This is a genomic window from Leptospiraceae bacterium, assembly GCA_015075105.1.
GTDB lineage: Bacteria > Spirochaetota > Leptospiria > Leptospirales > Leptospiraceae > JABWCC01.
The window spans coordinates 332,781-352,331 of sequence record JABTUZ010000002.1; the positions used below are offsets into that span (position 1 = coordinate 332,781).

The 19,551-nt window shown below is 34.2% G+C and carries 20 protein-coding genes; 4 read left to right on the forward strand and 16 right to left on the reverse strand.

All coding sequences use genetic code 11. The annotated features are described in order from the left end of the window. Positions 1-281: 281 nt before the first annotated feature. From HS129_11545 to HS129_11555, 3 genes are read right to left on the reverse strand one after another with little or no spacing between them, the layout of a single operon-like run. Positions 282-716, reverse strand: a complete 435-nt coding sequence (locus tag HS129_11545) for a hypothetical protein (GenBank protein ID MBE7412672.1) — start codon at positions 714-716, stop codon at positions 282-284. Next, entirely contained in the window at positions 716-1,981 is a 1,266-nt protein-coding gene (locus tag HS129_11550; GenBank protein MBE7412673.1) for a thiolase domain-containing protein, read from the reverse strand. Before HS129_11550 ends, HS129_11545 begins: the two co-directional genes overlap by 1 nt. Positions 1,982-2,003: 22 nt before the next feature. Beyond that, positions 2,004-3,314 carry a 3-hydroxyacyl-CoA dehydrogenase family protein gene (locus tag HS129_11555; GenBank protein ID MBE7412674.1) on the reverse strand — a complete coding sequence of 437 codons (1,311 nt, stop codon included), beginning with the start codon at positions 3,312-3,314 and terminating at the stop codon, positions 2,004-2,006. A 347-nt stretch (positions 3,315-3,661) separates the two neighbouring features. Between HS129_11555 and HS129_11560 the strand changes: the two genes are divergently transcribed. Both HS129_11560 and HS129_11565 read left to right on the forward strand, forming a co-directional pair. Next, positions 3,662-5,227, forward strand: a complete 1,566-nt coding sequence (locus tag HS129_11560; GenBank protein ID MBE7412675.1) for a hypothetical protein — start codon at positions 3,662-3,664, stop codon at positions 5,225-5,227. Further along, positions 5,224-6,561, forward strand: a complete 1,338-nt coding sequence (locus HS129_11565; protein ID MBE7412676.1) for a class I SAM-dependent RNA methyltransferase — start codon at positions 5,224-5,226, stop codon at positions 6,559-6,561. Before HS129_11560 ends, HS129_11565 begins: the two co-directional genes overlap by 4 nt. A gap of 57 nt (positions 6,562-6,618) precedes the next feature. On the opposite strand, the gene HS129_11570 is transcribed toward HS129_11565, so the two are convergent. After that, positions 6,619-7,554, reverse strand: coding sequence for a DUF1554 domain-containing protein (locus HS129_11570; protein MBE7412677.1), 936 nt, complete (start codon positions 7,552-7,554; stop codon positions 6,619-6,621). 267 nt (positions 7,555-7,821) lie between these two features. Here HS129_11570 and HS129_11575 point away from each other — a divergent pair, with 267 nt between their 5' ends. After that, positions 7,822-8,946 carry a SpoIID/LytB domain-containing protein gene (locus HS129_11575; protein MBE7412678.1) on the forward strand — a complete coding sequence of 375 codons (1,125 nt, stop codon included), beginning with the start codon at positions 7,822-7,824 and terminating at the stop codon, positions 8,944-8,946. Between the two features lie 53 nt (positions 8,947-8,999). Here the strand turns inward: HS129_11575 and HS129_11580 are convergent, their stop codons facing one another. The 8 genes from HS129_11580 to HS129_11615 form a co-directional block, all read right to left on the reverse strand. Then, positions 9,000-9,650, reverse strand: coding sequence for an SGNH/GDSL hydrolase family protein (locus HS129_11580; protein ID MBE7412679.1), 651 nt, complete (start codon positions 9,648-9,650; stop codon positions 9,000-9,002). A gap of 3 nt (positions 9,651-9,653) precedes the next feature. Then, positions 9,654-11,003, reverse strand: a complete 1,350-nt coding sequence (locus tag HS129_11585; GenBank protein MBE7412680.1) for a glycosyltransferase family 39 protein — start codon at positions 11,001-11,003, stop codon at positions 9,654-9,656. A gap of 92 nt (positions 11,004-11,095) precedes the next feature. Then, positions 11,096-11,434, reverse strand: a complete 339-nt coding sequence (locus tag HS129_11590) for an STAS domain-containing protein (protein ID MBE7412681.1) — start codon at positions 11,432-11,434, stop codon at positions 11,096-11,098. Positions 11,435-11,502: 68 nt separating this feature from the next. Further along, on the reverse strand, positions 11,503-12,096 hold the full coding sequence (locus tag HS129_11595; GenBank protein ID MBE7412682.1) for a tyrosine-type recombinase/integrase: 594 nt from the start codon (positions 12,094-12,096) through the stop codon (positions 11,503-11,505). A gap of 622 nt (positions 12,097-12,718) precedes the next feature. Continuing rightward, the gene (locus tag HS129_11600; protein ID MBE7412683.1) at positions 12,719-12,976 is read right to left on the reverse strand and encodes a hypothetical protein; all 258 of its coding nucleotides are present in this window, start codon (positions 12,974-12,976) and stop codon (positions 12,719-12,721) included. 107 nt (positions 12,977-13,083) lie between these two features. Further along, on the reverse strand, positions 13,084-13,344 hold the full coding sequence (locus HS129_11605; GenBank protein ID MBE7412684.1) for a hypothetical protein: 261 nt from the start codon (positions 13,342-13,344) through the stop codon (positions 13,084-13,086). After that, the gene (locus HS129_11610; protein MBE7412685.1) at positions 13,307-13,555 is read right to left on the reverse strand and encodes a DUF4160 domain-containing protein; all 249 of its coding nucleotides are present in this window, start codon (positions 13,553-13,555) and stop codon (positions 13,307-13,309) included. The genes HS129_11605 and HS129_11610 overlap by 38 nt, the downstream gene beginning before the upstream one ends. 56 nt (positions 13,556-13,611) lie before the next feature. Next, complete coding sequence (locus HS129_11615) at positions 13,612-13,938, reverse strand: hypothetical protein (protein MBE7412686.1); 327 nt, start codon at positions 13,936-13,938, stop codon at positions 13,612-13,614. Positions 13,939-14,473: 535 nt separating this feature from the next. Between HS129_11615 and HS129_11620 the strand changes: the two genes are divergently transcribed. Next, positions 14,474-14,623 (forward strand): hypothetical protein, encoded by a 150-nt coding sequence (locus HS129_11620; protein MBE7412687.1) that lies wholly within the window; start codon positions 14,474-14,476, stop codon positions 14,621-14,623. Positions 14,624-14,693: 70 nt separating this feature from the next. On the opposite strand, the gene HS129_11625 is transcribed toward HS129_11620, so the two are convergent. The 4 genes from HS129_11625 to HS129_11640 all read right to left on the reverse strand — a co-directional run bounded on the left by HS129_11625 (position 14,694) and on the right by HS129_11640 (position 19,400). Further along, positions 14,694-14,981, reverse strand: coding sequence for a transposase (locus HS129_11625; GenBank protein ID MBE7412688.1), 288 nt, complete (start codon positions 14,979-14,981; stop codon positions 14,694-14,696). Between the two features lie 326 nt (positions 14,982-15,307). Continuing rightward, positions 15,308-18,133: a DEAD/DEAH box helicase family protein gene (locus HS129_11630; protein ID MBE7412689.1), complete on the reverse strand. Its 2,826-nt coding sequence runs from the start codon at positions 18,131-18,133 to the stop codon at positions 15,308-15,310. 17 nt (positions 18,134-18,150) lie between these two features. Then, positions 18,151-18,579, reverse strand: a complete 429-nt coding sequence (locus HS129_11635; GenBank protein MBE7412690.1) for a GxxExxY protein — start codon at positions 18,577-18,579, stop codon at positions 18,151-18,153. Next, complete coding sequence (locus HS129_11640; GenBank protein ID MBE7412691.1) at positions 18,576-19,400, reverse strand: KilA-N domain-containing protein; 825 nt, start codon at positions 19,398-19,400, stop codon at positions 18,576-18,578. The genes HS129_11635 and HS129_11640 overlap by 4 nt, the downstream gene beginning before the upstream one ends. Positions 19,401-19,551: the final 151 nt, after the last annotated feature.

The window sequence follows — 19,551 nt, forward strand, 5'->3', positions numbered from 1 at the left end:
TGGTGAGGGAAACTACCACCAGAGGACTTGCTTTACAAAGGGGACGTTAGTGGATACGCAAACCGGACCTAAGGAAATTAAAAAATTGCAATTGGGTGAGAAAGCACTTACAAGGAATGAAAAAACCGGAAAGATGGAATACAAACCGACCACAAAACTTTTTGAAAACTATTAGTATGGGAATTTTGCAAAGTAGATCAAATTGATTTAAAATTTTTAATAAAAAAATTACTTATACAATTATAATCACTTTTTTCAAAATGTGGATAATTTTATGCGATTTATTCACTATCAGTAGATTCTATAAAAAAAATAGAAGTGGCTATTATTGTTTGGATACTTAAAACAATTGCGGTCATTAGTAGTGGAAACCGCGGGATTGTTGTAAAGGTCATTAATAGTAACGATGTAGAAAAATAAGCACCTAAACTAAAAAATATTCCAAAAAAAATCCCAGACGCAATCCCTCCCGAAGGCTCTCTTCTTGTAAAAACTGATACAAGTCCAATGAAGAAAACCTGAATCAAATCAACTAAAAAAGGAAAGGGCCAATAAATTTCTCCTACCGTTAAAAAATAAGATTTAAAAGACGTATCTTCATAAAGTTTTGCAAAAAATAAAATTCTAAGTGGAATTCCGAGTGCTTCCCAAAAAGTGAACGCAATTAAAAACCTGTTAAAAAATTTATTCCAAAACTCTGAAGATACGTAAATCATTATCGACCTACCACAAAAACCATATTTGTAGTTGCCGAGCCGCCAATATTCAACATAAGTCCGTTTTTCGCTCCTTCCACTTGGCAATCGCCCGCGTTTCCGGTAACTTGCTTATACAGGTCAAGCATCATTCTAACACCACTTGCACCTACAGGGTGACCGACTCCAATTAACCCCCCTGTTGCATTGATTGGCTTTTTCCCTTTAAAGTCAATAGTACCTGCTTCAATTGCAAGGTGCTCTTTGCCGGGTTCTGAAATTCCAAATGCAGAAATAGCAGCGTACTCGCTCGAAGTAAAACAATCGTGTGTTTCAAAAACGTCTATGTCTTTTACAGTCAGTTTTGCTCTTACGTAAGCGTCCTTTACAGTTTCACGGGTCCAAGGAAGAATGAATTTGTTACCTTCTGATTCTTTTACCTTTTCAGCAAAAGTCATGGGTGCAACTCTATGCCCCCAGCCTTTGATTTGTGGAATGGTAGAAGTTTTTATTTTTCTTTTCTTTGCATACTCTTCTGCATAACCTTTAGAAGCAAGAACTACCACAGCAGCGCCATCGGTTACTTGAGAGCAATCTGTAATACAAAGTCTTCCACCCACAGCCATATTATTATCTCCACCTCGAAGGACTGCATGCTCTTTATTCATAAACCAGCTTCTGGTCTGGGCTTTAGGATTTCTTTTTGCGTTTGCATAATTGATCCTTGAGATTTCGGCTAACGCATCCATGAACGTACTTTCCTTGATCTTGTAACGATCTATGATTACATCTGCAAGTTTACCAAATAGTTTTGGAAAAGGAAACTGCACACCCTTAGCTTCTTTTTCGTAATAAGCTGCAGTTCCAAGAAAGTCACCACCAACGGCAGAGTTTACTGTTTTCATTACTTCAATTCCGAGAACGATTGCAACATCGTAATCTTTTGCTTTGATCTTAGTTTGCGCAGCGTCTAACGCAATTGATCCTGATGCACAAGCGGCTTCATATCTTGCGCCCGGTACTCCATAAAAAGCTGGATTTACTTCGGTTAAAAATGCACCGAGATGTCCTTGATTTGCATACTGCTCTGCATCAAAATTTCCTACAAATACACCAATACGATTGTCTTTATTTAACTTTTTTATTTCTGCGTAATCTATTCCCACTTTTTGAAGAGAGTCGTCTATTACTTCTCTCATCATAGAAAGGAAATTTTTACCTTCCTTAGTCCAGTTTCTCTGAAAATCTGTTTGCTCTCCACCAAGTATAAAAACTTTTTCGCTCATAGCCTTTCTCCTATTTATATTCTTATGCTCTAAATAAACTTCTTGCGTCTAACTTGTTGCCTAACTGATAAAATTTCTCCTTTGGGTTTGCTTTTGCAAGAACAGAGGGAATCTCTATTTTAGACTTTTCTAAAAATTTCTTTGCTTCGTTTACGCCACCAAGGAAGTCAACAAAAGCGCTTGCAGGAACCCAATTAAAACCAAATCCCATAGCGGCATCTGCATTTTCCTTAGTATCAACTACTTCCCCTACAATAGAAAGAGAATAGCTAATGTATCTTGCCATAAAATATCTGCAAAGATCTGCCTCAAATCCTTTCGCTTCTTTGATTACGTTCATAGCACCTGCATAGTCCGATGATGCAATTTTTTGCTTGGCTTCTTTTGCAAAAGGTATGTCAAACTTTGGATAAGGGTCGTAATTTCCTGTTTGGATATTGTACACAAATTTTTCTCTTTTGCCGTCCGGTGATTTGGTTCTTTTCAAAAGTCCCTGCCCGCTTTTTGCTCCAAGATTACCTGCATCGATTAATTTTTGAATATAATCAGGTAGTTTAAAAGTTTCATGTGCAGAATCTTTAGTTTCTTTATAAAGATTGTCAACTATCGCCTTGTGTACATCTAATCCCACAAAGTCTATTGTTGCAAGTGGTCCCATAGCTCGGCCTGTGTATCCCCCCATGATTTCATCCATGAGAGCAATCCCACCCTTGTCAGCGTATTTCTCTGCAAACTGTGCAATCTCATTCATCAATTGAAAACCGATTCTATTTCCAGCAAACGCCGGAGTGTCGTTGGTATAAACAACTGCCCTTCTTAGTTTTGAATCAAGATAGGCTCCAAGTTCTTTTGTGATTTTAGGGTCTGATCCTTTATGACTCACAAGCTCACATAAAATCATCTTGTACGGAGGATTAAAAAAATGAGTTCCAAAATAGTGCTTTTGTCCGTCTTCGTCAAAAGCCTTTGCAAGCCTTGCAATAGAAAGCCCTGACGAAACAGTGGATACGATAGTTCCGGGTTTACGAGCTTTTGAAATTCTTGCGTTCATTGGCTCTTTTACTTCATAGCTTTCTGCTACAAGCTCAAAAACCCAATCCGACTCAGAAACACATCTTTCTAAATCGTTATCATAAGTTCCTGCAATTAAACGTGGTTTTATAGTGTCTGTTTTTACGGACTTTATAGCTTTATCAATTCCTTCCTGAGCTTTGTCAAGCGAGCGTGCAAGCATATAGACTTTTGCTTCTCCGAAAGCTGCAATCACACCTGCACTTCCGGATCCCATTGAGCCGTTGGCTCCTACAATTGTAACAGTTTTAATTTCTCTCATAGATATTTTCCAAATTTATATGGTTTTAGTCATTGATATTATTACTAAGTACCCCGAAAAGATTTTTTTTGTAAGAAATCCATGAAAAGATTTAGAAATTGTAAAAATTTTTATATTTTCCCCTATTCCAATCCGATTCATACAAGGCTCCCAACAAAAATCTTATTATTTTATCTACAATTCATAAAAATGATTTTTCAAATTAGGTAGATTTATCCTTATAGTATTAAATTTTTTTTAAGAGGTCTCGAATAAGAAAACACTTTATTTTAATTTTTAGTTTTCTTTTGTTTCATTTTTTATGGCAATCAATCTAAAACAGTATAATGAGAATATTTAATCCCGTATTGAAAAAAGTTTTTTTAAAAGGAATAGTGTTTTGTATTTTTACTTATTCTGTAGTTTCAGCTTATAAGTTAAAATGGATTTCGGATGACGCATTTATATCTTTACGCTATGCTAAAAATTTTGTAAATGGGTTTGGTCTGGTATTCAACCAATCAGAAAAAATAGAAGGATACACAAATTTTCTTTGGACAATTCTTTTAACGATACCACACTACTTCCAATTGGATCCGGTTTTATTCTCTGAAATTCTAGGAATTATTTTTTATGCGAGTACTTTACTTGTTTTATTTTTTTTCTCAAGAAAAATTCAAACAAATAGTATTTTTATTCCAATTGCTTTTCTTGGTTTTTCCTTTCACAGGCATTCTCAAATTTTTGCTACAAGCGGACTCGAAACTTCCCTATTCACTTTTTTAATAGTTTTCAGTTTTTCGATTCTGATTTTTTCAAAAAATATTTCTTCTTTAGTGGTAGGTTTTTTTCTTTTGGCTTTAGCTGTACTTACTCGAATGGATGGGATGATTTTTTATATTTCAGGAGTTTTTGCTATTTTTGTTAAAAGTATTTCAAACGCCAAAAACTCTAAAAATCCAATTTTCCAAATCGTTAAAATTTTTCTAATTACCCAAATTCCTTTTCTTTTCCTAGTTATTCCGTATTGGACTATAAAAACTATATACTACGATTCTTTTTTTCCAAATACCTACTATGCAAAATCAGCTAACTTGTCATATTTTTCACAAGGGTTCAAGTATTTTTTTCTATACTTTAATTCTTATTACGTTTTTTATTTACTTCCCATATTTTTTATTTTTATAATTATTAAAAATAGAAACTTCAACCTTTGGTTTCAAAATTTTAAACTTAACAATTTACAAAACCAAAATAGTTTTACTTACCTTTTATTATTTCCAGCAATACTCGGCTATATTTTCTATGTATTAAAAATTGGTGGAGATTTTATGTTTTCCAGATTTTTTATTCCTATCACCCCACTTTTCTATATTTTATTGGAAATTTCTATTCTAAATATTTTTCATAATTCAAGAAAATGGATTTTCTTATCTACGATTTTTATTACAGTGCTTACCCTACTTCGTTTTAATCCCTACAAAGGAAAACCTATTCCAATCATTGAAGGAATTTCTGATGAAAGCGAAATTTACAAAAGAAAGTCGGTTGAAGAATTAACCGTAAAATTAAAAAGCTGGAGAGAGGTTTTTATAAAAAATCAAATCCGTATTGCATTTGGGGGATCTCAAGCAATTTTCGCTTATTATACGGATTCTCCTTTTGCTATAGAAGTCGAAACAGGTTTGACTGACTCATATATCGCTCGTTTGCCTTTAAACAAAAGAGGCAGGATTGGACACGAAAAAAATTCTCCACTGAATTATTTACTCGAAAGAAAAATCCATTTCCACCTGAATCCACCTGAGGATCCGAAATACAACCAATTTCGTATTGTTCAAATCAAAGGATTTCCCGGATTCTGGAAAATATTAAATGAAGATGAGTACGTTATGCGAAACCTATCAACAATGGAAGATTTTTTAATCAAATGAAAAAAGTTTTTCCAAAGAAAAATATTGTAATTAGAAATATTTTATCTAATCTAAAAGGAGAAGGAGTTTTAGAAGATACTCCGTACTCTTTTCCCTATACTAATATTGGAGATGAGGTGATATTTGAAGAAAGAGGTAGAGGAAAAAGAAAGCATTTTGTAGTTAGTGCAATTATCCGAAAAAAGGAAATCCAACCTAAATGTTCACACTTTACTCATTGTGGAGGCTGCGCCGGTCAGCACTTTTCCTACGAAGAGCAATTTGAGTTAAAAACGAATTTCTATAAGGAAAAAATTTTTAATGAATTTTCTATTACTCCGATTTTGATTTCTGCAAATAAAGAATACAATTATAGAAACAGAATGGACTTTGCTGTATTCCCGGGTAAAATTGTGGGTCTTCATCAAGCGGGAAATTTCAGGAAAATTATAGATATTGAACACTGCCACCTTCAAAATGACTTTGCAAATAATGAGCTAACAAAGTTCAAAAATACGTTACACAACTTTCCTGAAATAATCTACAATCGAAAAACAGAAGAAGGATTTCTAAAATATATAACTTTTAGGAGGGGTGTATTTTCTAGCGATAATATCGCCATTCTAACTTTTGTAAAAGGCTTTGAAAACACGAATGAATTTACAAAATTGAAAAGCGCAATTTTACAAAGTTTAGAATCTAAAAATATCGTATTTTGTTTTAATAGAAAAAAAGCAGAAGTTTCTGCGAGTGGGGAATTTATCGCAATTCGAGGTAATCATTTTTACGAAGAAATTCTATTTGAAAAAGTTTTTAAAATCCCGTTTGACTCGTTTTTTCAGCCTAATCCAAAAGGTTTTTTACCCATTTTACAATTTATAAAAGACAAAATCAAATCGGAAAAAAAAATATTGGTGGATCTTTTTTGTGGAAGCGGCTTTTTCTCCAGAATATTCGGAGAGAATTTTTTACAAATCTACGGTTTCGATTTTACAGAAAGCTCTATTCAGGAAGGTGCCAAAATTTTAAAAGAAGAATTTCCCGAAAAGCACATTCAATTAAAATGCACAAATTTATTTAGCGTACAAATAGATTTTTTTGAGAGGATGCAAATTCCAGATAAGAGTCTACTTATATTAGATCCTCCTAGGAATGGAGCCGGAAAAAATCTTTCTACAATTATTAGAGACTCAAATTTTGAAGAAATCTTTTATATTTCTTGTAACCCTAAAACTCAATTAGAAGACCTAAAAATAATTACGGAGAGTTTTCAATTAAAAGAATTTATTTTAACCGACCCGTACCCACAAACTCCACACATTGAGTCTATAGCGTACTTGCAGAAAAAAATATGAAGCTATATAGTTTTTCCTTTGCCTCCTGACACATAAACTCATTTTTCTAATACATTCTTACTGCTCTGCACAAAGTATCGAATATGTATTATTACAATTCAAATTAGAAGTATTTGCAGAGGTTGACGACACAGAAGCTAAATCTCCACGATTGCCAAAAGGACCTATCGTACCATCACTCCATCCGTTGCATTCAGATGTCCCAGCTGTACTATACCCAAATTGAGGTGCAGTATTTTCTAACCCTGACCAATACAACCCAGAAATTCCGAGTGATGCAGACAAACTAAAATTAAACACCCTATCAATTGTAGTCGTTCCGATAACTACAGAATCGCTTGCGCGTTTATAAGTTGTATTTGCATACAATACCCAATTTTGAGAATTGTCTATACCATCTGAGCATTGTGCTGGTGCAGATGTGCATCCCCATCTTTGAGATCCATTCACAGAACCAAGGAGTGCTTTATACGTTGATTTGATGTCCGGCCTATTTGCATGAGAATTACAAATCGAATCGGCTCCTGTAATTCCGCCTAATCCACCTGTATAAGTAGGCGTAGTTAAATAAATAAATTTAAATGGGCGACAAAATAAAGTAACGTTTATATCTGAAGTCAAAACCTGACCTGAAGCGTTTGTAAAACTGCAAGTGTGGCTATCGGGCTTTGTAGTAATTGCGACGGAATAGGGTGTTCCTGAAGCTAAACTTGTACTAAACGAATATGAACCCGAACTTGTAATAGTCAACTGTTCAGAAGCATTCAAATTCACTACAATATTTCCAGTCATACCTGAGGCAGTAAGATTCACTTTGTATATAGCATTAGAAATACTTTCATGCGTAATGCAATTATAATTCCTGTTCGTTGCACAACTTATTTCAGCCAATACCTCGGCAGAATTCTTTTGATGCGGAAGCTCTGCTCCACAATTCCACAACACTCCTGTTAAAAGGCTAAAAAGAATAAATTTAGAATTATTTCGTGACATAAATTTTTATGACTCTAATGTAAAAATCCTAAAGCGGGTTTGATTAAATCAAATACTTGCAAAAAATCAATCCTAATTAACTAAATAAATAATTGCCCTGAAAATGTTACAATGAAAAAATTTATTTCTCATTTTTTTTTTATAAATTTGCCTTTTATCAGTTGAGTCAAATAGAGAGGATGAATTTCATTTATTCAAGTTAATCCACTTTTTTCCTATTGAGGGATTTAGCCAATGCTCCGATTTTATAAATAGCGGGTAAACTATATGAAGACACTACAGAAAATTTTTACTATTATTTTTGTTTTAGGAATAACCAATTGCTCTACTTTAATTATAAAAACATGGGAGCCCCCTTTTAAAAGCAGGTCAGTGGATAAAATCCGAGTCTCTCTCGGAAAAACAAACTCGGATATATTCATTAAAACAGACGGTATGATCAAAGTATTTGATATAAACGATCTTCTAATTAAAAAAAGTATTGACTCTATTACAATCGACCCCTCCAATCTCAAAGCAAAAATTCGACTTAGCTTTGAAAAATCTCAGTTCAACTATAAAGGTGTGAACTATAGAGGAATTATAGAAATTCATCCTGATATAGAAGGAGTAGTTGTAGTCAACATACTTCGATTAGAGGATTATTTACTTGCAGTCGTTCCTTCAGAAATGCCTGCAAACTGGCCCGAAGAAGCATTGAAAGCTCAAGCTATATGCGCCAGAACTTACGCTGTAAACGAAATTTTGAAAACTGGAAATAAACGAGTTTACGATGTGGACGCTACAACAAATTCACAGGTTTATGGTGGAATAGATAAAGAAAACCCTAAGACAGATAAGGCAGTCAGAGACACAAAAGGAATTCTTGCAGTGTATGAAGGAAACCCTATTCAGTCTTTTTTTCACAGCAATAGTGGTGGAGTCACAGAGATGCCCGAAAATGTTTGGGGACAAAAGGTTGATTATCTTACAAGTGTAGAATCCAAATATTGCAAAGAAGCCAAAAATTATTCATGGAAAGAAATTGTGTCGAACTCAACAATGAATCAAAAACTTGCTAACCTGGGAGTGGGAGATATTAAAGATATTCAAGTACTCGGCAGAACTTCTTCCGGGCGTGTGGACATGTTGGAAGTCAGCGGCAAAGACAGGTCTGTAAAAGTAAAAGGAACTGATTTCAGAAAACTACTCGGTGCGAATTTTTTAAAATCACTTCGATTTGGAATTAAAAAAGACTTAGAAGGATTTTTTATTAAAGGAGTTGGATTCGGACACGGTGTGGGACTTAGCCAATGGGGAAGTTATGGAATGGCAAAAGATGATTATTCTTATTCAGAAATTCTTCACTACTATTACAAAGGAATCGACCTTGCAAGAGTGATTGAAAAATAGGCAATAAAGATTTACTATAAACAAAAACTTATTTAGAAGTTTTTATTCGAGTGCTATAAAATTCCAAGTATTACAGATTTATATACTTCTCCCATAATCTCATACCCTATCGGCTCCGGATGGATATTGTCGTTAATAGGATACAATCTAAATTGACTTTTATTTTTTTCAAATTCTGCTTCAATATCAGCGATGAAATATTTCCCTTTTAAAGTTCGAATATACGTATTATTTTGTTTAATTCTTTCTTGTAGAATAGGATTATCAGTCAAAGGAATTGCAGTTAAAATTATTTTTGCAGTAGTTCTTTTTTCAACTTCAATCAGAAGGTGGTTTAGGTGAGAGATAAATTCTGTGTTTGTAGAATTGACCGCATCATTTGTACCAAGCTCAACGATTAAAATATCCGGGTTTGGATCCATTACCCTACTAATATCATTAATCCATTCAACTTGAGTTCTACCAGATACAGAAAAATCTTTCACTGAATAACCTGAGCCTAATTTCATTGAAAGAGAAAATCCACCCGATCTTTGAGAAAGTGAATCTCCTGCAATGTTTACTTTACGGACTCCAAGTTTTACTAAAGACAAGGCTGTAGCCGAAAAATTATCATCTTTTGATTTATAGCATGAAAAAAATAAAAATAATGCAAAAAATAAAAAAAATGTATTTTTAGCATGCAAAATTAATCTGAATTTCATTGTCTATTTTCTGATATAGAGAAATGTTTCCAATTTTAGTTCTTTTTCATTTCCAGTATCTACTTGAATTACTTTTCTTTCAAAATGGTTGGGATTTTCGCTTAAATATTTTTTAATATTTGGATTAATTAAGTCTTCATTATAAAACAAAAATGCCTCCTGTTTCTTTATAGTGTCTAAATAATACTCTGGTGGCAAAGACAATTCTCCCGGAATAAACTCAAGATAAGTTTTTTCGGGAAATTTTTTCTTTAAATAAAAATACGGATCAGGGATAGACTGAATATAAATTTTGTTTTTATTGATTATTTCATTTTCAATCAATGAATAAAATTCATTCGTCTTCTTTGGTGTGTCTATGATTATAAAATTTTGGATAACTACCCAAACTAAAATAAAAATATTTAACCCTATAGATAAAAATACTATACCTTTCGGAATTATTTCCTTTTTACCAAAAAATAAACCGGTTAGTATTGCAACAGGAGGTATAATATACACTACATACCAAGATTCAGAGGATATATATAAAAACAGTAAAATGGAAAGTAACCAAAATACTGCAAATTGAAATAGACCGTTATTTTCTGATTTTAAATTTTTCCGATATAGGAACAACCCCAGCCCTAAAACAAAAAATAAAAACAATCGCACGAAAGGAAATCTAAAAGACGATACAATGATTTTTATTTTTGTTATTTGTGAAAAGGTTGAAAATAATTCAGATTTTCTTGAAAACTGCGCCCCAAATTGTAAAAGAAATAAATCGTAGTATGGAATTATATAACTTGCCCAAACAAGTAACGGTAAAAGAAAACCAACCAAAAGAAAAATTAAACTTTTTAATTGAAAAAAGTTTTTCTCATACAAAAAATATAAAGATACAACTCCATAAACTGCACCAAAAGGATGAGACAAGAAGGAAAAAGAAAAAAATACACCGGCAAGAATCATTCCTAAAAATGATTTTTCTGAAATATATTTTCCCAGAATATTCAATCCACCTAAAGCAAAAAATAAACACAATGATTCCATTCGCGAAGAATGAGTAGTTTTAATAAAAAGAAAATCTGTAAGAACAAGAACAAATATTAAGATTCTTTTTTTTTGTGAAATCTTCCACTGACCAAGAAATGTGTATAACAAAAAGGCAGACCCAAGAGCTGCTAAAGAACTTGCCATTCTTGCAATAAATATATCCGGAGAAAAAAAATGAAATACGCCAGAAAGATACAACATGTAAACCGGAGGCATCCAAAGCGTAACCTTCTCCATCCCCGGAATAAGACCACGTAGCACTTCTGTCTTTAGTATTCCTGTTAAATAAAATTCATGAGCAGGACTAAAAAACAATACCTCATCAGGCCATATAGAAGGTACAGTTACACCAAATAAATAGTTGAGTAATAAAAAACCTACAGATAATATAAATAAGAATAGAATGGCTATTTTGAGAGTGAAGCAACAGCTTCACCCTCAGTTTCGTAAACATCGAATAGGTCTAAAAGTTCCACCACATCAAATACCTTTTTTACCGGAGGTGTTATCGCACAAAGTTTCAGCTTACGCTTTTGCTTCTCTAATTCACGAACCATCCCTACAAAAATTCTGATCCCGGAAGATGAGATATAAGAAATTGACTCTAAATTGATAACGATGTCCCCCTCTCCAGACTGAACATCATTCGCCATTTGTGATTCGACTTCATCGGCTTGGGTTATATCCAACCTGCCGTTCAAACGAACCAGAGTGTGCTTTCCGATTTTTTTGGTTTTAATCTCCAATTAAATCTCCCATTTCATTTAAAAAGATATTTTCTATGGTAAAATTTTCAGTTTTTCTGTCAAGATATTTAAGCAGCATTCTCTAGTATCTTATCAATCGGAAAATCTACTTGCAAATAAAATTTTCGATTACTTCCAATTAACTTTTTAGTCGTCCTCAAATGAGAATGTCCCAATAATTGTGTTATACTTTTTTCTTCCCACCCACATTGCAATAAATGAATAGCTGTAGTTCTTCTAATTTTAGAAACACTCACCTCCATCCCTGTAAAATGGTACAATTTCTCAAATATTTTTTGAACTGTGCGAAGATGAATTTTTCCCTCCTTAGATCTACCTTTAAATAAAAGATCGTCCGGTGATTTGTGATTGGATTCTCTTTTCAATTCATTATACAAACACTTAGGAAGCGGTAAAGTTCTATGTCGCATTTTTTTGCTTGAATTGATTTTGATTATGTTATTCTCAAAATCAATATCTCTAACACGAATATTTACCAACTCACTCAACGTTAATCCATAAGCGAATAGAAGTTTTAACCAAATTCTATGCAAATAGTTATCTTTAACAACAGAGAAGATTCTAGTGATGTCACAAGGGGTGTAGAATTTTGTCTCTATTGATTTCTCTCTATTTTCCAATTTTGAAATTCTCTTTTCCATTTTTTTCTCCATTAACAACGCATATTTTTCTTCATTCTCTCCATAAGGTTGTTTTTTATGAATCAAATGACCTAACTGATTTTACTTTTTTTTAAAGTATGGATTTTAAATTGCAAGTAAAAGATAAGCAAAAATTAAATTTTTAAAAAAATTTTTCAATAATTTACATATAATATCATTTTATCGAATTTTTATGAAATGAATTTCGTATAACACCTCTCCCTAATGCTACATAGTTAGCCAAATTTTTTATTTTATTAAAAAAATTTTCTAATTTAATCATACGTTATGTCACTTGCTAAAGAATAAAAAGTTCTTCATTAAAGAAGAAAAATAGAAATCAGAAAACAAAATGCAAACGAAATCGAGTTTACTTATTTCAGAAAAATATATGGATGAGTTTAGTAAAGAAGAAAGATTGCTTCAATAGAAGATTGCCCGCATGAGTTGTTAGAGAGAGAATAAAGTTTTATTCATGGGGGCTTTCAAAAAAAATGAAACACTCGAAAATAAAGTATATATCGGAAGAAGAAAATTTGCAGAAGAAAAATTTTATTCCGGACAACGAGGATTGGATAGACTATACAAATATTCCCCATTATTCGGCAATAAAACTCACCGATTATGTCGTCTTAACTATGCCTTTTTTGACATTCACCGGCGGCATACATTTCTCTAAAAATTTTTTTAGGGCAAATCTTGCAACTTGCGATTTATCAGCTTGATACAATTTTAGATAACTTTCAAACTGTTCATTTAATTCGTTATCTACTTTAAAATAAATTGATTTTTCTTTCGTAATCGCCATTCCGAAACCTTCTTTTGGGAGATTTCGGGGGCTTCTCATGTCAACCGCAGGAATTGAAGTTGTCCGATTCATACCCACATTATGACCATGCATTTTTTTTGTTAAGCGAAAAAATGTAAAAAGTTGCACTTTTTTTATAGGCTTAAAAAAAAATTTCAGTGGAATGGGTGTTTAGTGGGTTAGCCTTCCAATATTCTAAAATCATCAGTTAAACGAAAAACTGAATCCGAATGATCAAAAAGGAAAGTGTCCAATCTACCTTCTCCTGTAACTGTAATTTTCTTTCTTTGTGAAGGTTTCAATCTTTGAATTTCAGGAACATAATCTATGGGAATAAGAATTTGCCTCCTATCCGACAACACAAATAAAATATGTGTTTTGCTGAAAGAAATCTTCTGTATTTCAAATCTTTCTGATTTTAATGGACTTAACTTTTTCATTATTCAATTTCCTTTCTATCATCTCTAAAAAAACTTTTTTATATTTTGAAATTACTTTCAAACATAAATTCATATCTCTTTCGGAAAGTTTGCCGAACATTTCAATTTTTGTTTCCGGCTCAAGCCATACCTTTGCAGATTGCTTGTAATCGTGAGCAATAGAAATATGAACATGCTTTGGTTCAACCCTATCCCCTGAAAAAAATAAAATTTAAAGTTTTTGTATTCTGCAAGCTTACCCATTTTTCATACCCATATTATCGACCTTTATTTTTTTTTGTCAAGGGTTTTTAAATGGTCTCTAAATCTATCTAAAATCAGAAAGCAACCTTCCCTAATATTTCTGTCTTTTGTATTGATTGCAACAAAAGCCAAATTTCCAATAGATGTTGTATTGAAATTTCCAAAATTGAAATCAAATGAAGTAATTTCGGAAAGGGTAATTTTTTCTACCTTTGACTGACATACCCTGTCTGCAAATTTCGCCATAAATACAAGCGGGTAGTCAATTATTACCAGAAAAAGTGATTCCAGATATTCTATTGAATAATTCAACCCTAAAGCAGATTCTACTAGTGAAGCTTCTTTTTTCATACTCGTTTTCTCAATTCTTTTTCAAGTGATTAATTTCACAATTTTTCAATAAAGACTATAATCCATGAGCTATATCGTTTTCTGGGAATTACACCTTTAGTGCAGATTTTACACTTTTCGTGCTAAAATGTGGGATCTCCAATTCGGAGGACAAATAGACTGAGGTCTGAGGACGGAAATAGTGGAGGTAGAATCTTTGCATATAGGTTTATCTTTTAGGTTGAGGTTTTGAGCTTTAGTAGAGTTTTTGAAATTTCTCATTTAGTGCAGATTTTATACTTTTCGTGCACAAATGTGGGATCTCCACTCTTTTCAGTAAAGTGCATGTTTTATACCAATTGTTCACCTTTCATGCAAAAATGTGGGAACTCCACTTTTTTGGGGGATTAAAAAAAGATTTCGCATTTAGTGTAATTTTAAGACTTTTTCTGTAAAAGCTAAAAAAATTTTTCTAAAATTGCAAAAATTTCATTCCTACCGCAATATTTTTTCCCTTATATCAGAAAGCAGAAAATTTTACTTTAAGGAGAAATTTATGAACCCACAAAAATTTACAGAAACACAATCGAGCTTGCTTGTTCCAGCAAAATATATGGACGAGTTCAATAGAAGAACAACGGGTTTTTCGAGACGAAAATATTTGCAAGCACTGTTGAATAGATACAGAAATGTGATTCTTGGGTGAACTTTCGAGAAGATTGATAGGGTGAAAAAGGCTTATCAAGAAGTCGGATAGAATTTGCAAAAGAAGAATTTTAAGCCGAATATCGATGGTTGTATAGACTAAACACCCATTTCGTGATCTTCCTCTGGAAAACAGGACACAGCTTTGCGACGAAATTTTCGTACATTAGCGAAGGCTTTTGATACCCGATCGCAGAATGTTTCCTACACCTATTGTAATATCTTTCCAAATAGTCAAACAATTTAATTTTCGCATCCTCAAAACTTGAACACCCTTCTTTCGGCACTGCCTCTAACTTCAAAGTATAGAAAAATGATTCCATAACAGAATTGTCCCAGCAGTTTCCTTTTCGACTCATACTTTGAATAAAATTGTAATCGGCAAGTAACTTCCGAAATTCATTACAAGCGTATTAGGCTCCACGATCAGAATGAAATAATACGTTAGTCGGTCTTCCTCTTTTTGACATCACTTTCTCAAATGTTGAAATTAGAAATTTTGCATGATTCGTGCGATTCTCTTCTCTTCTATCTGAAAAAGATTCTCACCCATAAAAATTAATTGACTCCGTATCATTTCAAAAACTGGAATCCTTTGGGGATTTTCAGAGTTATTCATGGGTCATCAATCTGGAGCAGGTCAAAGATTATAACAACAACGGAAAGGAGGCAGGAGCGTAAGCCTCTATTTTTTTTGAATCTGTATTTTTTTTTGTAAGTCATTTGGGTCAAAGGATACAATCCATTTCCATTTTCCAAAACCACCATGCTCGTTTACTGCCCGACACCACTCGTCTAAAAAGTTCCGTTTAGTTTTGTTCTGTTCGTTGTCCTGTCCCTTTGTTTCAATGATTAAATACGCTCCATTTGTCAGTTTGCAAATGAAATCAGGAAAAAAGCGTCTTACGACTCCTTGATAATTGTAGTAAACCACAAAATTCAAATGGTCGTTTTTAACAAACGATTCTACGACTTTTGATTCATTGATTGTTTTGGCTTCCAGACATTCCCATTTGCTGTCAACTACCACAAAATTGATATGTGATTTACCAAACGCTTCATTGGGTTTGCTTGTCCACCAGGTTCTGATGTCAGTTGTGGAACGGATTGGATTTTCTTTATCGAATACTGGTGTTAATGCCTCTGTGTTAACGACTCGTATTTCATTCCAAATATGTTGAACAACTTTATTCATGTTCAGCATTATCAAAATTCGTTTCCTTGATTCGTCCTCATTGAATAGAGGGTTTTTGATAACGATTTTATTGGAGTAGATAAACTTCTCAATAATGCTAATGAGTTGAATCAAGAATGTTTCTTTGCTTCCTTTCCAGTCAGGTTTTTTCTCTGAATTGTAAATAGTGGATGCAATTCTGAAAATGATGGTTTGCAGTCTGAATATCTCAGCTATCTCTTTTAAGTCAATTTCCGAAAGTGCCGCAGGGTTTGGTTTTCCTGCAATAATCGCAGCCAATTCCGCTTCTGTTATTGAATCATAAGGATCAAGTTCCAATGACTTGACCTTTTCTAAATCCAAAATTAATTGCGGTTTATAGACGTGGTCAATTCGCACCACATTCGGAAAGCTGATTTCATGTTCTGCTTTTTCCTTAACGGGTTTTATTTCAGTTTTTGGTTTTGGCGGTGGCGGTACTACGCCTGTTTCGCCCCCTTCGTGTGGCAAGAACGTGAATGGAACACCGAAAATGTTTACATATTCAGGTTCAAATAAACCATCTTCGCCTACATCATAGGAAGTTCTCCGCAAACCTCTACCTACAACCTGCTCACACAACAACTGGCTGCTGAATGCCCGTAAACCCATAATATGCGTTACGGTTTTTGCATCCCAACCTTCGCTGAGCATTCCAACAGAAATTACATTTTGAATTTGTTCACCGGGCTCTCCAATTTTTCCAACTGCGTAAACCGTTCTTCTTAATAATTCTGCTTGCTGTTTTTTAGTGAGCTTCTTTTCATTTGGAGCATCTTCGGAATCGTCTTCGGGTTCTTCTGCCTCTGATGTTAAGTCTGTCAAAACATCAACTTCATCGGTTTCGGCTTCTGCTTTTTGAAGAATGCTGCTGTCAATCTGTAAAGTCTTCTCAGGATTACACAAATCACCTAAACCTGCAACGGAAAGATTGAAAGCATCTTTGTCAAAAGAGTATTTTATTCTTCCTGATGTGAAAGTGGTGTTGGCAACAGTAATCATCACAGGCGGAATTTTATATCCTGCTTTTTCCCAATCGTCTTTGGTAGCTTGCCAGTCTTTGCCTAATAGCAAATAAGCATTTCTGAGAAGGTCGGGGAGTGGTGTTAATTCATCCACTTTTTGGTTGATGTCGTCTTTCACCGTTTCATCCATGTAGATATGATACAAACGTGAACGTAAATCCTTGTCCACATTTCCATCATCACGAACAACAACTCTTGGTGTTTTTACCAAACCCGCTTCAATGGCATCATTCAAACCAAAGTCTGAAACTATCCACGGAAACAAGGCTTCTTCACTTGCTTTTTTTCCGCTTGGGGCAAAAGGAGTAGCCGACAAATCGAAACAACGTAAAATACCTCTTGCTCTGTGAATCCGGTCAAGTCCGCCAACCCAAACGGTGCTTTCTTCTATATCTTCTTTCTTAACGCCTTTGATTTTGCTCTCGGCTGGAATACGCCATGCGTGGTGTGCTTCATCATTTATTACAATGATGTTTGAAGCGGTTACCATGTCGCCCAATACTTCTTTTACATAGGCTTCATCACTCTTGGCTCCACGTTTATCAACCGATTTTTTCTTGGCAATCTTTTCTTCTGTTTGCCATGCCAAACCATGCCAGTTGATGATTTTAATTTTCCCTTGTCGCAAAGAGTCCATTAGACCCGAAGGCACAATATTGAACTCCTCGTAATAGTTTTCAGGGTCGGTTGGATTCAAAACTGAAAGACGATTGCGAACTGTTAATCCCGGTGCAACGATTAAAACATTTTTTGAAAATCGAGTGTCTTTTCCATTCGCTACTTTGTTCAAAACATTCCACGCAATGAGCTGACTCATCACAATGGTTTTACCTGAACCTGTTGCCATTTTGTTGCACCAACGACTGAACTCACCGCCATCACTCGGAATATCAATTCCTGTTTTGTCTGCTTCCGGTGCTTCGGTCAGCCAAATCAGGGTTTCAATGGCTTCCAATTGGCAAAAGAAAAACCTGCGGTCTTTCCGTTCTTCGGGGTCTTGCCAATGTTGCAAAAGTCGTTTGGTAATGCCTGTAACTCCGGGATAACCATCTTCACGCCACTTTTTAATTCTTGGGCGAATGGTGTTTACCAAATCAATTTCAATGAAGGTGCCGGGATCATCAAACGATTTTGAACTTTCGGAAGCAACCACATATCCTGCCGGTCGCCTTCCCCTTTGAAGTTTAAATTCTCTTGTGTCACGAATGTATTCCCAAAACTGTTGGGGCTCTTCGTAAGGAGAATTGATAATAAGTTTGTCAATTTTTTTCATCAGTATCTAAACACGATTTATTTGATTTCGGGATGGACAGGATTATTGGAAGGTGTTACTAATTTCTTATTAAAAACTCTTTTGAATTCAAGGGATAATCCTCCAAAGTTGATAAGCAATCCATCTGGCATATTGTATGCTTCAAGATAATTTATTGCCTGCGCTTTATGAACTCCTTCTAATTTTTCAATTGCTTTTAATTCAACCATAACGCATTCTTCCACAAAGAAATCAACACGTCTTGTTCCGATATTCTGTTCACGATAATAAATAGGCATCTCTTTTTCTCTTTCAAAAGACAAACTTTGGTATGACATTTCAATTGCCAGCGCTCTTTGATAAATTACTTCCTGAAAACCGTTTCCGAGGGTATTATGCACTTGCATCGCACACCCAATAATTTTTCCTGTTATGTCATTTATGTTTTTTCCCATCCTGTTAATCATTTAATCTTTTTAATCGTGTTCTGACGAATGAGCGATTTCATTTGAGTGATGGCAATGCCGTTCAGTTGCTGCAATCTTTCGCTTTGCTTCAAGCCCTGATGTATTAAAACTGCATTGATGCTTTCCATGTTTGACAGAACAACCAATTGTTCAATCGTGGCTGCATCACGAATATTTCCTTCCGCTTTCGGATTTGTTTCTCTCCATTGTTTTGCTGTCATGCCAAACAAAGCCATGTTCAGCATATCCGCTTCATCTGCATATACAAAATTTATTTTTTCCTTTGATAATGTTTTTGGAATCAAATGTTCTTTGATGGCATCGGTGTGAATGTGGTAATTCACTTTTGCCAAAGTGCGTTGAAGATTCCATTCTAATTTCAGCCGGTCATTCTCATCTGATTTCAGTCGTTGAAATTCTTTGATGATATAAAGTTTGAATTCGATAGAAATCCAGGTTGCAAATTCAAAGGCAATATCTTTATGAGCAAAGGTGCCACCATATCTCCCTGCCTTTGATATTATTCCAATGGCATTTGTTCTCTCTATCCATTGTTTGGGATTTAAGGTGAAGCTGTTTAATCCGGCTTGCTTTCTAAACACATCGAATTCGATGTGTTTAAAATCAGGATTGTATAATTGCTCCCAAAAACCCAACAATTCAATTGTGTTTCTGTTTCTAATCCAGTTTTGAATAATGGTTTCCGTCCTTTCTAAATCCTTATATCGGGCAATGTCGGTAAGTGAAATATAGTCAGATTGCTCATTTTGAAAAATGGCAATCACCGTTCCTTTTACGTTTATGATTTTACTTTTTGCCATGGTTCATTATTTTCTTAACGCATCGAATTCGTCACTTCTAATTACCCCGAATTCGGTGTAATTAGAATTTTCTACGCGGTCGAATTCGACTCCTTTAAATATGGCGAATCTGCCACAGTTAAACCCATCGAATTCGATGGGTTTAGAATTT